Here is a 14,051-nt window from a genome sequence, read left to right on the forward strand (position 1 = left end):
CGTCGACGCCGGTCAGTCGCCCGCGGGCCCGAAGCGCTCGGCGCGGATCGCGGCGGGGTCGTGCCCGAGCGCGAGCAGCATGCGCGTCACGGCCTCGACGAACCCCGTCGGCCCGCACACGTAGCAGACCGGCCGCAGCTCGGGCGGCCAGCCGTGCGCGGCGACGTCCTGCAGGCCGATCCGGCGTGCCTCGCGCGCGGCGTCGAGCGGGGCCGCGCGCGTGTAGAAGACCTGGGCCTCGACGCCGTCGGCCCGTCCACGGACACCCGTGAGCTCGTCGGTGAACATCGCGTCGTCGGGGGTGCGGACCGAGCAGAGCAGCCGGAACGGGGTTCGGTTCCCCGCACCTCGGCGCGCGCGGACCATCGCGACGAGCGGCACGATGCCCGAGCCGCCCGCGATCAGCAGGACCGGCGCCGCGTCGGCGAACCCCGGCTCCCACACGAACCAGCCCCCGACCGGCCCGCGGACCTCGATCCTCTGCCCCGGCTCGAACCCGTCGACCAGGTAGGGCGAGACCTCGCCGCCCGGCACCCTCTGGACGGTCACCGCGACCCGCTCCGGGGCGGCCGGGTCGAGCGGGGTCGAGAGCGAGTAGGCGCGCTCGGCGGTGTACCCGTCGGCGGCGGTGAGGCGCAGGTCGACGTGCTGGCCCGCGAGGTGGCCCGGCCAGTCGGGGACGTCGAGCTCGAGCGTCCGCGCGGTCGCGCTCTCCGCGTGCGCGGAGGCGAGCGTCGCGACCCGCCAGCCGCGCGTCGTCGCGAACCGCTCCCCCAGGCGCGCGGGCGCGGGCGTGCCCGCCGTCCCCAGCTCCACCCCGCCCGACGACGTCACGGTCAGTCCCCCTGGTAGCGCTGCTCGCGCCACGGGTCGCCGTAGTCGTGGTACCCGAGCTGCTCCCAGAACCCCCGCTGCTCGTCGCGCAGGAGCTGGATCGAGCGGACCCACTTCGCCGACTTCCACAGGTACAGGTGCGGGACCAGCAGGCGGGCCGGCCCGCCGTGCACGGGAGCCAGCGGGGCGCCGCCGTACGTGTGGGCGATCCACGCCTTGCCGCCCAGGAGGTCGGCGACGGGCAGGTTGGTCGTGTACCCGCCGTAGCAGCCGACGAGCGCGTACTGGGCGCTCGACGTCACGTCGGCGAGCAGCACGTCGAGGCTCACGCCCCGCCAGCTCGTCCCGAACTTCGACCACCGGGTCACGCAGTGCAGGTCGACCTGCGGGTCCTCCTGCGGGAGGCGCTGGAGGTCGTCCCAGGACCAGCGCCAGTCGGCGCCGTCCTCGTTGCGGATGACGAGCTCCCACGACTCGAGGGGCACGCGCGGGGTCGGGCCCGCGGACAGCACGGGGAAGTCGGTGACCTGGTACTGGCCGGGCGGCAGCGCCACGCCGGTCGGTCGCGGTCGTCCCTGGAAACCCGGGGTGAGGGTCATGGGTTCACGGTAGAGGCGGCGGTCGCGACCCGCCAGACCGCCGTCAGTGCAGCGCGTACTTGAGGGCCACGACGAGCAGCCCGAAGCACCCGCCGACGAGGATCTCGCCCACGAGCGACCAGCCCCGGGCCCCGGCACGCCACGCAGCCAACCCGCCGACGGCGACCAGCAGCCCGCCCGTGACCCACAGCGCGATCCAGGCGGCGGTCTCGCCGTCGGCGCCGAGCGCGCGGGCGAGGAACAGCACGACGATCGGTGGGGCGGCACCGATCAGGACCGCCCAGTTCTCGCCCAAGGCGTGCACCACGCGCTGCCCCGTCGAGTGCTCACGGTCGGTGAACCGACCGCCGACCGCGTCGACGTAGACGTGCGCCAGCCAGTACACGAGGGCGACGATGGCGGTCACCACGACGACACGGTCGCCCTGCGGCGCGTGGACGCTCGCCACGGCCAGCACGGAACCCGCGACGACGGCGCCGTAGAGCATCTCGGGCACCTGGGTGACCGAGAACGATCGCTCCACCGGGCCCGCGGCCATGGAGCCAGGGTACGACGACGGCCCCCTTGACGTCGGCCCGGGCTGACGTGGGCGGGTCTTCGTAGACTGCCGGGGTCCGGTGTCGGCGCGACGGTGCCGGCGCACCGCACGGACCACGACGCACCGGCCGGACAAGGGGGGCGAGACGTGCGCGGCACCACGCCGGACCGTTCACGGGCGAGCTGGGCGCTCGTGGCCGTGAGCCTCGGCTTCGCGGTGGTCCAGCTCGACGTCAGCGTGGTCAACGTCGCGATCGAGCCCATCGGCTCCGACCTCGGCGGGTCCTTGAGCGACCTGCAATGGGTCGTCGACGCGTACACGATCACGTTCGCCGGGCTGATCCTCAGCGCCGGCTCGCTCGGGGACAGGGTCGGCGCCAAGCGCGTCTTCCTGGCGGGCTTCGCGCTGTTCACGCTGGCGTCGGTCGGGTGCGGCGTCGCCCCGAGCCTCGGGCTGCTCGTGCTGGCCCGCGCCGTCCAAGGGGTCGGCGCGGCCGTGCTCGTCCCGTGCTCGCTCGCCCTGCTCAACCACGCGTACCCCGCCGCCGCCGACCGCGCCCGAGCGGTGGGCCTGTGGGCTGCCGGCGCGAGCGTCGCCCTGTCGGCGGGCCCCCTCGTCGGAGGCGTGCTCACGGCCACCGTCGGCTGGCGCGCGGTGTTCCTCATCAACTTCCCGCTGGGCCTCCTCGGCATCGTGCTCGCCACGCGATACGCCGCCGAGACCACACGCACCCCGACGCGGTCTCTCGACCTGCACGGGCAGCTGGCAGGCCTCGTCACGCTCGTGGCCGTGTCCGCGGCGACGATCGAGGGCGGACGGACCTCGTTCACCGAACCTGTCGTGGTCGGCAGCTACGCGCTCGCCGCGCTCGCTGGGGCGGCGTTCGTCCGGAACGAGCGCCGGGCGACCGACCCGATGCTTCCGCTGGCGCTGTTCCGCGTGCGTTCCTTCGCCGTGCCGGTCGGCATCGGATTCGTGATCAACGTGGCGTTCTACGGGCTCATCTTCGTGCTGAGCCTCTATTTCCAGGAGGCGCGCGGGCTGTCCGTGCTGCAGACCGGGCTCGCGTTCGCACCGACGACGCTGGCGGTGCTCGTCGGCAACCTGTCGGCCGGTCGGCTGACGGCTGCGCTCGGGGCGCGTCGCGTCCTCGCGGGCGGGGGCGCGCTCGTCGCGGTCAGCGTCGCCGGGCTTCTCGTCGTCGCCGCCGGCACGCCGTACGCAGCGCTGGTGGTCCAGCTCGTCGTGCTCGGCCTCGGACTGGGCGTGATCGTCCCCGCGATGACGACGCAGGCCCTCGGCAGCGTCGAGCCGGCCCGGTCGGGCATGGCGTCCGGGGCGCTCAACACCGCCCGCCAGACGGGCAGCGTCGTCGGGGTCGCGGTCTTCGGTGCGCTGGCCGCGGGCGGTCTCGTCCACGGCGTGCGGGCGGCGCTCGCGATCTCGTGCGCCCTCGGCCTGGCCGTGGTCGCGCTCGCCGGGGCCCTCGACCGCTCCTGAGCGGCAGCGTCCGCAACTTTCGGTTTTATGGCGCAACCTTGCGCTCGAGGCGTGCGCGCGTCACCATACCCAGAAGCGCGGCGCCGACGGAGCACCGCGCCAATGAGACGCAAGGGAGCGTTCATGCAGATCCGCAGTCGCCGACGGAGAGCCGTCGAAACTTTCGGACGCGGAGCGGCGGCAACCGTCGCGGCCGCGGCACTCGGGCTCGGGGCGCTCGCCGTCCCCGCCCACGCGGCGGACGCCGACCCGGCGCCCGTCCTCAGCACCACCTTCGACGACGGCACCGTCGCCCCCTGGACCCAGCACGGCGGGGCGAAGCTCGCCGTCGTCGACAGCCCGGACGGCAGCGGCAAGTCGCTCGAGCTCACGAACCGCACGGCCGGCTACGACGGCGTCGCGGTCGACCTGACGAAGATCCTCACGCCCGGCGTCGCCTACACGGTGACGTTCGAGGCTCGCCTCGCCGACGCCGCGCAGCCCGCCGACAGCGTCCACTTCACCGTCGACGACGGGAGCTACACGTGGGTGTCGGGCGCGAAGGAGCTCGCCGCCGACGCCTGGACGACGGTCACCGGCACCTACACGCTCGCGGCCGGCGCGGCCAAGGCCACGATGTACCTCGACGACGGCGCGGGCTCGGGCCCCTACGCCGACCTCCTCGTCGACGACCTCACCATCACCGGCCCCGGGGGAAGCGGTGGTGGGGACGATGGCTGCACCTACCCCACGTCGGACACCGTCATCAGCTCGGGCTTCGAGGACGGCTCCACCGACGGGTGGACCGCGCGCGACGACGGCCACGGCACGGCGACCGTCGCGGTCGCGGACGGCGGCCACGACAGCGACCACGCGCTCGCGGTGACCGGCCGCCAGACCCAGGGCCAGGGCGTCGGCCACGACGTGACGTGCCTGCTCGAGCCGGGCGCCACCTACGAGCTGGGCGGCTGGGTCCGCTTCGCCGACGGGCAGCCGACCGACGACGTCTGGCTGAGCATCGCCAACACCGTCGACGGGTCGACCACGTACTCGACGCTCGGCCAGTTCACCGGGATCTCGAACAGCGGCTGGACGCACGTGACCCAGAAGTTCACGATGCCCGCGACGAGCGACTCGGCGCTGCTCTACGTCGAGACGAAGTACTACTCGGACGGGTCGGCGGGCAACACGTCCGACCTGCTGCTCGACGACCTCACCGTCACCGCGCCCGCGGCCCAGCCCATCCAGGACATCACGCCGATCAAGGACACGCTGCCGTTCCCCGTGGGCGCGGCGGTCTCGAGCGCCCAGCTCGGCGGCGGGGCCGGCGAGCTCCTGGCCAAGCACTTCGACCAGGTGACCCCCGAGAACACGATGAAGCCCGAGGGCTGGTACGACGCAGACCACCACTTCGTCACCACCAACGCCGACGCCGACGCGCTCATGCAGTTCGCGCAGCAGAACGGCACGCGCGTCTACGGGCACACGCTCGTCTGGTACCAGCAGACGCCCGACTGGTTCTTCCAGGACGACGCCGGGAACTGGCTCGAGGACGCCACCGGCGACCAGCTCGCCGCCAACCAGCAGCTCATGCGCGACCGGCTGAAGACCCACATCGACGACGTCGCGCGGTACCTCAGCGACAAGTTCGGGAAGTTCGGCTCGTCGACCAACCCGCTCGTGTCGTTCGACGTGGTCAACGAGGTCGTGTCCGACAACGCCGGCGACCCCGAGGGCCCGCGCCAGAGCCACTGGTACAAGCTCCTCGGCGAGTCGTACATCGAGGACGCGTTCAAGGACGCCGACCAGGCGTTCAACCACACCTACGCCGCCGACGGCGCCGACCGCCCGGTCTCGCTGTTCATCAACGACTACAACACGGAGCAGACGGGCAAGCGCGAGCGCCTGCTGAACCTCGTGAACCGGCTGATCGCCCACGACGTCCCCGTGGACGGCGTCGGGCACCAGTTCCACGTGACGATGGCGACGCCCGTCTCCACGCTGAAGGACGCGATCGAGGCGTTCAAGGGGCTCGAGAGCCCGAACGGCCACCCCCTGTACGAGGCGGTCACCGAGCTCGACGTGCCGACGGGAACCCCCGTCACGCAGGCCAAGCTCGTGGACCAGGGCTACTACTACAAGGGCATCTTCGACATGCTGCGGTCCGAGGCCGCGGACGGTGCCGACATCTTCTCGGCGACCGTCTGGGGTCTCCTCGACGGACAGAGCTGGCGCGCCGACTCGGGCGCCCCACTCCTGTTCGACGACGACCTCCAGGCCAAGCCCGCCTACTACGGCGTGACCGACCAGGACCTGCCCGCCAAGGCGCTCTCGGCCGTGGTGTTCCAGCAGGCCGCCGACGACGTCGACGCGACCGACCCGCAGGCGGCCACCGACAGCCAGTGGGACCGGCTGCCGCTGCACCTCGTGGGCGACGACGCGGGCTTCCAGCTCCGCTGGTCCGGCGACCACCTCACGGCGTACGTGTCGTCGAAGGACGCGACCGTCGACGCCGGCGACAAGGCGACGTTCACGTGGGCCGCGAACGCCTCGGGCGCGAGCAAGGCGACGGTGACCGTCGGGCGCGACGGCACGGTCACCGGGACCGGGGTCACCGCGGCGGTCTCCTCGATCTCGACCGGCTGGGAGGCCGTCGTCAACCTGCCCGCGGACCCGGCGCTGACGTCGTCGAGCACGCCCGGGTTCGACGTGACCGTCACCGACGGCACCACGACGACCGGGTGGAACACGCCCGGCACGCTGGGGTCGCTCACGCTCGTCGAGCCGCTGTCCTTCACGACCGTCCCGGAGGCCGCCACGGCCCCGACGATCGACGGCACGGTGGACACGGTCTGGGACACGGCGTCGACGGTGACCACGAGCAAGCGGATCTCCGGTGCGGCGGACGGCGCGCAGGCGACCGTCCACCAGCTCTGGAAGGACCACTACCTGTACGTGCTCGCGGAGGTCACGGACCCGACGATCGACGTCTCGTCGCCCAACGCGTACGAGCAGGACTCGGTGGAGATCTTCACCGACCCGGGCAATGCGAAGAGCGCCTCGTACGTCGGCGAGGACGCGCAGATGCGCATCAACGTCGACAACGTGGTGTCGTTCGGGACGGGCGACGAGGCCGCTCAGGCCGCGCGGCTCACGAGCGCGACCGCGCGGACCGCCACCGGGTACGTCGTCGAGGCGCGGATCGACCTCGGCGACGCCGCCGGAGCGCACACGTTCCAGGGTCTCGACTACTCGGTCAACGACGGCACCGCGGGGGCACGCACGGCCAACTTCGCCTGGGCCGAGCCGACCGGCACCGCGTACCAGACCACCGCCCGCTGGGGTGTCGCGGAGCTCGTGCCGGCCGCGCCGAGCGTCGTCGCACCGGTCGTGACGACGCAGCCCGACGACGCGGACGGGCGGGTCGGCAAGTACGTGACCTTCACCGCCAGCGCGACGGGAACCCCAGCGCCCACGATCACCTGGCAGCAGCTCGCGCCGGGCTCGAAGAGCTGGACGACCCTCGCCGGCGAGCACGGGGAGACGCTCCGCGTCCACGCCGTCCCGCCCGTCGACGGCGCCCGCTACCGCGCGGTCTTCACCAACGAGGCGGGGTCCGTGACCTCGGACGCCGCCACGCTGACCGTCGTCAAGAACGGCAAGGGGCAGTGACGGTGGTGCACTGACCGAGACCCTTTCCGAGCCACGGCCCCCGCAGGTGCGTCTGCGGGGGCCGTGGTGCGTCCGGACGACGACCGCGGGAGGCTGGAGACATGACCGCCGGTGGCATGCCGGGCACCTCCGCGCCGGCGCGAGACCTCGCGGGGGCGTGCGCCGTCGTCGTCGGGGCGAACGGGCTCATCGGGAACGCCGTCGCGCGGCGGCTCGTCGAGGCCGGGGCACGCGTGACGCTCGCCGCGCGGGACGGCGATGCGCTCGAGGCGTTGCGGTCGTCCCTGTCGGCGGCCGGCGGTCCGGGCGGTGCTCCGGGTCAGGTCGTGGCGGTCGCGCTGGACGTCCGCGACGACGACGCGGTCCGCGACGCCGTCCGCGGTGCCGCAGGACCCGACGGGCTGTCCGTCGCGGTCAACAACGTCGGGGTCTCGCACCGCCCGACGCCGCTCGGCGACCTGCCGCTCGACGAGGTCGACCGCGTGCTCGCCGTGAGCCTGCGGGGCGTCGTCGTCGCCATGCGGGCCGAGCTCGCAGTCCTCGCGGACGGCGGCGCGATCGTCAACGTGGCGTCGTCCGCGGGCGTCGCGGGTGCGCCCGGGATGTCCGCGTACGTCGCGGCCAAGCACGGCGTCGTCGGGCTGACGAAGACCGCCGCGATCGACTACGCCGCGCGCGGCATCCGCGTGAACGCCGTCGCGCCCGGACCCATCGAGTCCGGGCCGATCATGGCGCAGCCCCCCGAGGTACGGGCGCGCGTCGGCAGCTTCGTGCCGCTCCGGCGGATGGGCACCGCCGACGAGGTCGCCGACGCCGTCGTGTGGCTCGCCTCCCCCGCCGCGTCGTACATCACGGGGACCGTGCTCCGCGTCGACGGCGGCAAGGGGGCGGGCGGCGCCTGACTCGGCGGCGTGGCACCTCGCCGAGATCGAGGGTTTTCCGTCGAGATCGAGCCTCCGTCCCTCGATCTCGGCGAGAACCGCTCGATCTCGACGCGGAGGGCGTCGGCGCGAGTCAACCGCGGAGCGCCTCGACGTCGATCCCCTCCAGACGCTCCGGGTCGGCGAGGACGTCGATCGCGACGATCCGCCCGTCCACGACGGTGAACGCCATGACGAACTGCGCCGTCGACTGCGGTGCCACGACGACGCCCGCAGCGCCGTTGACCAGCGCGGGGTACGGGAGCTGCGGCATGCTCGCCGCCGCGATGACGGCCTGGCTCGTGACCTCGGCGGGCCCCCGCAGGACCATCGACATCGCCGGACGCGCACGGCCGCCGTCGGACGTGAGGACGACGTCCGGGTGCAGGATCGCCATGAGTCCGTCGAGGTCGCCCCCGCGCGCGGCCGCGAAGAACGCGTCGACGACCTGACGCTGGGCGCGGAGGTCGGGGTCGGGCTCGGTCGGGCGCTGCTGGACGCGCCGGCGCGCGCGGCTCGCGAGCTGTCGCACCGCCTCGGGCGAGCGGTCGAGCATCGTCGCGATCTCGTCGAACGGCACGGCGAACATGTCGTGCAGGACGAACGCCAGCCGCTCCGCGGGCCCGAGCGTCTCGAGCACGACCAGCAGCGCCAGCCCGACATGGTCCGCGAGGACCGCCTCGTGCTCGGGGTCCTGACCCGACGCGGGCTCGACGATCGGCTCGGGGACGTGCACCTCGAACGGGTCCTCACGACGCGTCCGCCGGGAGCGCAGCGCGTTGAGGCAGACCCGCGTCACCACCGTCGTGAGCCACCCGTCGACGTTGGTGATCTCCCTCGCCTCGTCGTCCGTGACCGGGCCGTCCGAGCCGTCCGCGGGGCTCGTGCCCGCGACCCGGAGCCACGCGTCCTGCAGGGCGTCGTCAGCGTCGGGGAGCGAGCCGAGCAGGCGGAACGCCACCGCCCGCAGGCGGGGACGCTGCTCCTCGAACCGGTTGAGCAGGTCGGTGCTGGTCGTCATGTCACGTTCCTTCTCTCTCGCGTGTCAGGACCCTGACACGCCGCAGCAACGCGGTGTGACAGCCCACCGAAGGAGATCGTCATGACCCGCACCGGCTCCACCGACCGTCCCACAGTCCTCGTCACCGGCGGCACCGGCACGCTGGGCAGGCTCGTCGTCGAGCGGCTCCGAGCCGCCGGCCGTCCCGTCCGCGTCCTGGCCCGTCACCTGCCCGACGACGACGCCGCTCCCGGCCAGCAGGGCTCCCGCCCGGCGGGGGTCGAGTACGTCGCGGGCGACCTGGCCAACGGCGAGGGCGTCGCCGCGGCACTCGCGGGGGTGGGCGTCGTCGTGCACTGCGCCGGCAGCGCCACCGGGGACGACGCCAAGACGCGCACGCTCGTCGACGCGGCCGTCGACGCCGGGGTCGAGCACCTCGTCCACATCTCGGTGGTCGGGGTCGACAGGATCCCCGTCCAGTCGCGGATCGACCGGGCGCAGTTCGGCTACTTCGAGGCGAAGCGCCTCTCGGAGGACATCGTGACCTCGTCGGGGCTGCCCTGGACGATCCTGCGTGCGACCCAGTTCCACGACTTCGTCGTCGACCTCACCGACCAGCTCGGGAAGATGCCCGTCGTCCCCGTGTTCGCGGGCGTGAGCTTCCAGCCCGTCGACGCGCGCGACGTCGCCGACCGCCTCACCGAGCTCGCACTCGGCGAGCCGCAGGGCCTCGTCGACGAGCTGGGCGGCCCGGCCACCTACCCGATGACCGAGCTGGTCCGCGGCTACCTGCACGCGACCGGGCGGCACCGCATCGTCCTCCCGATGCACAACCCCGGCAAGGCGGCCGCGGCCTACCGTGCGGGCGCGAACCTCACCCCCGCGCACGCGACCGGCACCCGCACGTGGGAGGACTTCCTCGCCGAGCGCTCCAGCGAGCGCGCGGCGGCATGACGGCCGGTCCGGACTGCCGAGCTCGAGCGTTTCCGTCGAGTACGAGGCTCTGACCCTCGATCTCGGCAAGAACGCTCGAGCTCGGCGCTCAGTCGTCCTCGTCGCCGACCCGGACCACCTCGACCTCGGCGCCCGGCATCGCCGCGGACAGACCTCGCGCGAACTCGGCCAGGTCCAGCCCAGGAGCACCCGGCGGGGACGGGCGGACGGTCCCTGGGTAGCCGTCCTCCTCGGCTCGGCCGGCGATCGCGGACCTCATCGCGGGGAGGCCGTAGTCCCGGATCGCGTCGACGACCACGTCGGCGACGGCCCGAGGGTCGGCATCTCGAGTCACCGTCCACCACTGATCGACCCGCGGTGGGAGCAGGTGGCCGATTCTCACCTGCCAGGCACCCGGCGTCGACGCGTGCTGGTTCGCGGAGGGACGGGCTCCACGCCATGACTGCTCCCTCGCGAGCTCAGCCCACGCGGCCTTCGGCACCACCGAGAGGTTCATCGTGAACTTGACCGCCTCACGCGAGCTGGAATCGCTCTTCTGGATCCCGATCTGCGCGAAGTGGTCGTCGTCGGGGAGCGTGTACGCCTGCCCGCTCCCCCTGAGCCCGAGGCGCCGCAGCTCGGGCGCGACCCGGTCGCGGAGGATCGCCCGGAAGTGCTCCTGCGCGGTGGGCGGCGTCGGTTCCATGCGCCGATGATGCACCGACCCGCCGACGCCCGCCGACGGCGGCTCAACCCGCGGGCGCTGCCGAGTACGAGGCTTTCCGTCGAGGACGAGCGGCGGGCCCGCGTCCTCGGTGACCACGCTCGTACTCGGCGTGAACGCACCCGGCTAGAGCCAGCGGCCTTCCTTCATGAGAGTTCGCCCGGCGAGCTCGTTCGCCTCGCGCCACGCCTGCACGGTCACGGGCCGGACGGCGAGGTACGCGTACTCCTGCGGCTCCTCGCGGGGGTCGAACCCGGTGGCGGAAGCGAACGCGGCAGCGGTGGCGTCGTCGGGCACGACCGGGCTCACCTCGCCACCGACGAGCACCACGTCCCGCGTGGCGCCGAACGCGAGCCGCACGCTCCCGGACCGGACGAGGTTCTGCGCCGTCGGCGACGACGCCACCGTGGACAGCAGGAACGTCTCGCCGTCCCACAGGTAGGACAGCGGGGTGAGGTACGGGGCGCCGTCGGGGGAGGCGCTGGAGACCCAGCAGTCGACGTCGCGCGCGAACCGGGCGAGGGTGTCGGCGCGGCGGACGTCGCGCGGGCGCGGGGCAGGGACGGTCATGGGGCTCCTTGAAGACGAAGGGACGACGTCAGTCGGCGAAGTAGAGGTGGGCGTGCGTGCGGCAGCCCGGGTTGAAAGGCGCGGCGCACCGGGAGCAGGCGTCGGACGCGCGGTACTCGGGCGTCGTCATGACGTGCCCGCAGACCCCGCACAGGGCGGACGGCTCGTCCCACGCGGACCGCGGCCGGGGCCGGGCGGGGTGGTCGGCGTCGTCCTCGTGGCACTCGAAGCACGGGTACCAGACGGCGCAGCACCAGAACCGCAGCGCGACGACGTCGAGCGGCGACGACCAGTGGATGCAGCGGGTCTCGTCGTCGACGACGGCCCCACGCACGGGCGGCAGCGGGACCCGCGCCACGCCCGCGTGCCTACGTGCTTCCGCCATGCCGACCGACGCTACCCGACCTCACGTCGAGAGCGGGGCGAGCGCAGGGCTCCGTCCACCAAGGACCCAGGGAGCGCGCACCACCGGAGCGACCCGGTCGAGGACGTCCCGATCCGACGCTCGTCGCGAGCGCCTGCTGCGTCGGCTCGACGGCACGCAGATCGGCGAACCGCTCACCGACTCCGGGCTGATCCCTGAGACCGGGCGCCCAGCGTCGTCCGCGCACGGACGACGCCGTCGAGCAGGCGTCCCGGCCGGGCCGGCCCCGGTCACGTCGCTCCGCTGCCCTCCTGGGGCGCGCCGGCGAGCTCCAGGCTGACCAGGTGCTTGGTGGCGCGGGTCTGGGCGACGTAGAGGTCGCGCAGACCCGCGTCGCCGGCCGCGCGGATGCCGGCCGGGTCGACGATGACGACCGTGTCGAACTCCAGTCCGCGGGCGTCGGGCGCGGGGACGACGGTGGTGCCGGTCCCCTCCAGCGCGGTCTCCACGGCCCGCGCACGACCGGCCGCGACGACGACGCCGACCAGCTCGCCCGGCCGCTCCACCGCGAGCTCGGCGACGAGCTCGGAGAGCCGGGCCCCGACGTCGTCGGCGGGGACGGTCAGGACGCGCGGCCGCTCGCCGTGCCGGAGGGACCGAGAGAGCCGCTGGTCCGGGGCGATCTCGGCGAGGAGCGGCTCGGTCGACTCCAGGATCTCCGCGGTGGTGCGGTAGTTGATCGTGAGCCTGTGGTGCGCGAACCCGTCGCCCACGAACGCGCTGAGCTCGTCCCAGGAGCGGACGGTCGTCGTCGGGCCCGCCTGGGCGAGGTCGCCCACGATCGTCATGGAACGGCCCGGGCAGCGGCGCACCAACGCCCGCCACTGCATCTCCGAGAGCAGCTGCGCCTCGTCGACGACGACGTGCCCGTAGACGGCCTCGGGCAGCCCGTCGACGAGCGCGCGGGCCTCGTCCAGGAGCGCGAGGTCGGCGCTGCTCCAGCCCTCGCCGGCGCTCGCGGCCAGCAGGGCGACGTCGTCGGGGGTGCCGGGGAGGGCCGCCGCCAGCGCGGCCGGGTCGCCCAGGAAGCCGCGGACGACGTCGGCCGCGCGGAGCCGCGGCCAGACCTGATCGATCGCCCGGTCGACGGCCGGGTCGTCGAGGAGCTGGTCGCGGATCGCGTCCCAGTCGATGCCCAAGCCGTCCGCGGGGGCGTCGTGCCGGGAGTCCTTCCCCGCGATGCGGTCGAGGTCGATGCCCAGCGCCTCGAGCTCGTCCTCGAAGTCGGTGACCTCCTGCGCGGTGCGCCGCTCAAGCTCGTTCACCAGGTCGTCGACGACGTGCTCGACGAACCGCGCGCGGGCGCGGTTGTGCCCTACCCCGCCCTCGAGCGCGCGGCGCCGTGCGACGTCGACGAGGGCGGCGTCGAGGACGACCGTCTCCCCGGTGGCCGTCAGCTCGAGCGGGACGCCGTCCGGCTCGTGCCGCTGCACCCAGCGCGCCAGGCCGTCGGCGCAGGCAGCGCGCCCCTTGAGCCGCGCGACCCGGTCGGGCTCGTCACGGGTTGCCTCGACGCCGACGACGTCCGGCATGGTCGCGAGCCGTACGTCGTTCTCGCCGAGCGAGGGCAGCACGTCGGCGATGTAGGTGAGGAACCGCTGGTTCGGCCCGAACACGAGCACACCGCGGTCCGCGATGGAGGGGAACGCGTAGAGGACGTACGCCGCCCGGTGCAGGGCGACGATCGTCTTGCCCGTCCCGGGCCCGCCGTCGACGACCATGACGCCCCGGTGGGGAGACCGGACGATCGCGTCCTGCTCGGCCTGGAGCGTCGCCGCCGCCTCGTTCATGCGGCCCGTCCGGGCGGCGCTCAGCGCGGAGACGAGCGGCCCGTCGCCGACGACGTCCGCCTCGGTGGGTGCGGTGCCGTCGAGGACCTCGTCGGTGAGCTCGACGACCGTGCGCCCGTCGAGGCGCAGGTGCCGACGCCTCCGCACCCCGAGCGGCGCCGCGAGGGTCGCCGCATAGAAGGGCCGCGCGGCGTCGGCCCGCCAGTCGACCAGCAGCACCTCACCGGACTCCGTGCGCAGCCCGACCCGTCCGACGTGCCACGAACCGCCCGCGCCGTCGATGCGCCCGAAGCACAGCGACTGCTCCGCCGCCCGCAGCCGTCCGACGCTCCCCGCAAGCTGCGCGACCTCCAGGTCCCTCGCGTAGAGGTCGCTCCTCTCCCCGACCGACGCGGCCATCGCGCGCTCCTGCGCCGCGAGCTTCGCACCCACCTCCGCGTCGAGACGCGCGTACATCGCGTCGATCGACCGCTGCTCCTCCGCTACCTGCCCGACCCTGCCGAACTGTTCGCCCATGCCCCGTCTTCCGTCGCGGAAGGTCCACCATGGACTGCGCCCGGGGGAAAGA

Annotated in this window: 12 protein-coding genes; 4 read left to right on the plus strand and 8 right to left on the minus strand. The window is 73.7% G+C overall.

The features are described from left to right. Positions 1 to 12: 12 nt before the first annotated feature. The 3 genes from ACFT5B_RS00100 to ACFT5B_RS00110 are packed head-to-tail and all read right to left on the minus strand — an operon-like array spanning position 13 to position 1,971. Positions 13 to 834, minus strand: coding sequence for a ferredoxin reductase (locus tag ACFT5B_RS00100; protein WP_386795934.1), 822 nt, complete (start codon positions 832 to 834; stop codon positions 13 to 15). A 2-nt stretch (positions 835 to 836) separates the two neighbouring features. After that, a complete protein-coding gene (locus tag ACFT5B_RS00105; protein WP_386795935.1) occupies positions 837 to 1,433 on the minus strand; it encodes a molybdopterin-dependent oxidoreductase in 597 nt (198 codons plus the stop codon). Between the two features lie 43 nt (positions 1,434 to 1,476). Then, entirely contained in the window at positions 1,477 to 1,971 is a 495-nt protein-coding gene (locus tag ACFT5B_RS00110) for a hypothetical protein (protein WP_386795936.1), read from the minus strand. A gap of 147 nt (positions 1,972 to 2,118) precedes the next feature. Between ACFT5B_RS00110 and ACFT5B_RS00115 the strand changes: the two genes are divergently transcribed. The 3 genes from ACFT5B_RS00115 to ACFT5B_RS00125 all read left to right on the plus strand — a co-directional run bounded on the left by ACFT5B_RS00115 (position 2,119) and on the right by ACFT5B_RS00125 (position 8,024). Next, positions 2,119 to 3,471: an MFS transporter gene (locus ACFT5B_RS00115; RefSeq protein ID WP_386795937.1), complete on the plus strand. Its 1,353-nt coding sequence runs from the start codon at positions 2,119 to 2,121 to the stop codon at positions 3,469 to 3,471. 123 nt (positions 3,472 to 3,594) lie between these two features. Beyond that, positions 3,595 to 7,122, plus strand: a complete 3,528-nt coding sequence (locus ACFT5B_RS00120) for an endo-1,4-beta-xylanase (protein WP_386795938.1) — start codon at positions 3,595 to 3,597, stop codon at positions 7,120 to 7,122. 101 nt (positions 7,123 to 7,223) lie between these two features. Continuing rightward, positions 7,224 to 8,024, plus strand: coding sequence for an SDR family NAD(P)-dependent oxidoreductase (locus tag ACFT5B_RS00125; RefSeq protein WP_386795939.1), 801 nt, complete (start codon positions 7,224 to 7,226; stop codon positions 8,022 to 8,024). Positions 8,025 to 8,136: 112 nt separating this feature from the next. Here ACFT5B_RS00125 and ACFT5B_RS00130 read toward each other — a convergent pair whose 3' ends face one another. Continuing rightward, complete coding sequence (locus ACFT5B_RS00130; RefSeq protein ID WP_386795940.1) at positions 8,137 to 9,063, minus strand: sigma-70 family RNA polymerase sigma factor; 927 nt, start codon at positions 9,061 to 9,063, stop codon at positions 8,137 to 8,139. 81 nt (positions 9,064 to 9,144) lie between these two features. Here ACFT5B_RS00130 and ACFT5B_RS00135 point away from each other — a divergent pair, with 81 nt between their 5' ends. Beyond that, a complete protein-coding gene (locus ACFT5B_RS00135) occupies positions 9,145 to 9,996 on the plus strand; it encodes an SDR family oxidoreductase (protein ID WP_386795941.1) in 852 nt (283 codons plus the stop codon). Positions 9,997 to 10,084: 88 nt separating this feature from the next. On the opposite strand, the gene ACFT5B_RS00140 is transcribed toward ACFT5B_RS00135, so the two are convergent. The 4 genes from ACFT5B_RS00140 to ACFT5B_RS00155 all read right to left on the minus strand — a co-directional run bounded on the left by ACFT5B_RS00140 (position 10,085) and on the right by ACFT5B_RS00155 (position 13,999). Then, positions 10,085 to 10,681: a DUF4304 domain-containing protein gene (locus tag ACFT5B_RS00140; RefSeq protein WP_386795942.1), complete on the minus strand. Its 597-nt coding sequence runs from the start codon at positions 10,679 to 10,681 to the stop codon at positions 10,085 to 10,087. A gap of 144 nt (positions 10,682 to 10,825) precedes the next feature. Next, entirely contained in the window at positions 10,826 to 11,269 is a 444-nt protein-coding gene (locus ACFT5B_RS00145) for a pyridoxamine 5'-phosphate oxidase family protein (RefSeq protein WP_386795943.1), read from the minus strand. 28 nt (positions 11,270 to 11,297) lie between these two features. Then, positions 11,298 to 11,654 (minus strand): CHY zinc finger protein, encoded by a 357-nt coding sequence (locus ACFT5B_RS00150; RefSeq protein ID WP_386795944.1) that lies wholly within the window; start codon positions 11,652 to 11,654, stop codon positions 11,298 to 11,300. Positions 11,655 to 11,923: 269 nt separating this feature from the next. Beyond that, positions 11,924 to 13,999, minus strand: a complete 2,076-nt coding sequence (locus tag ACFT5B_RS00155) for a HelD family protein (RefSeq protein ID WP_386795945.1) — start codon at positions 13,997 to 13,999, stop codon at positions 11,924 to 11,926. Positions 14,000 to 14,051: the final 52 nt, after the last annotated feature.

The organism is Luteimicrobium sp. NPDC057192 (assembly GCF_042670205.1).
GTDB lineage: Bacteria > Actinomycetota > Actinomycetes > Actinomycetales > Cellulomonadaceae > Luteimicrobium.

Coding starts and splice junctions, on each gene's coding strand:
- ACFT5B_RS00155 (WP_386795945.1), bottom strand. CDS start 13,999: ATGGGCGAACAGTTCGGCAGGGTCGGGCAGGTAGCGGAGGAGCAGCGG.
- ACFT5B_RS00110 (WP_386795936.1), bottom strand. CDS start 1,971: ATGGCCGCGGGCCCGGTGGAGCGATCGTTCTCGGTCACCCAGGTGCCC.
- ACFT5B_RS00125 (WP_386795939.1), top strand. CDS start 7,224: ATGACCGCCGGTGGCATGCCGGGCACCTCCGCGCCGGCGCGAGACCTC.
- ACFT5B_RS00135 (WP_386795941.1), top strand. CDS start 9,145: ATGACCCGCACCGGCTCCACCGACCGTCCCACAGTCCTCGTCACCGGC.
- ACFT5B_RS00105 (WP_386795935.1), bottom strand. CDS start 1,433: ATGACCCTCACCCCGGGTTTCCAGGGACGACCGCGACCGACCGGCGTG.
- ACFT5B_RS00120 (WP_386795938.1), top strand. CDS start 3,595: ATGCAGATCCGCAGTCGCCGACGGAGAGCCGTCGAAACTTTCGGACGC.
- ACFT5B_RS00150 (WP_386795944.1), bottom strand. CDS start 11,654: ATGGCGGAAGCACGTAGGCACGCGGGCGTGGCGCGGGTCCCGCTGCCG.
- ACFT5B_RS00145 (WP_386795943.1), bottom strand. CDS start 11,269: ATGACCGTCCCTGCCCCGCGCCCGCGCGACGTCCGCCGCGCCGACACC.
- ACFT5B_RS00140 (WP_386795942.1), bottom strand. CDS start 10,681: ATGGAACCGACGCCGCCCACCGCGCAGGAGCACTTCCGGGCGATCCTC.
- ACFT5B_RS00130 (WP_386795940.1), bottom strand. CDS start 9,063: ATGACGACCAGCACCGACCTGCTCAACCGGTTCGAGGAGCAGCGTCCC.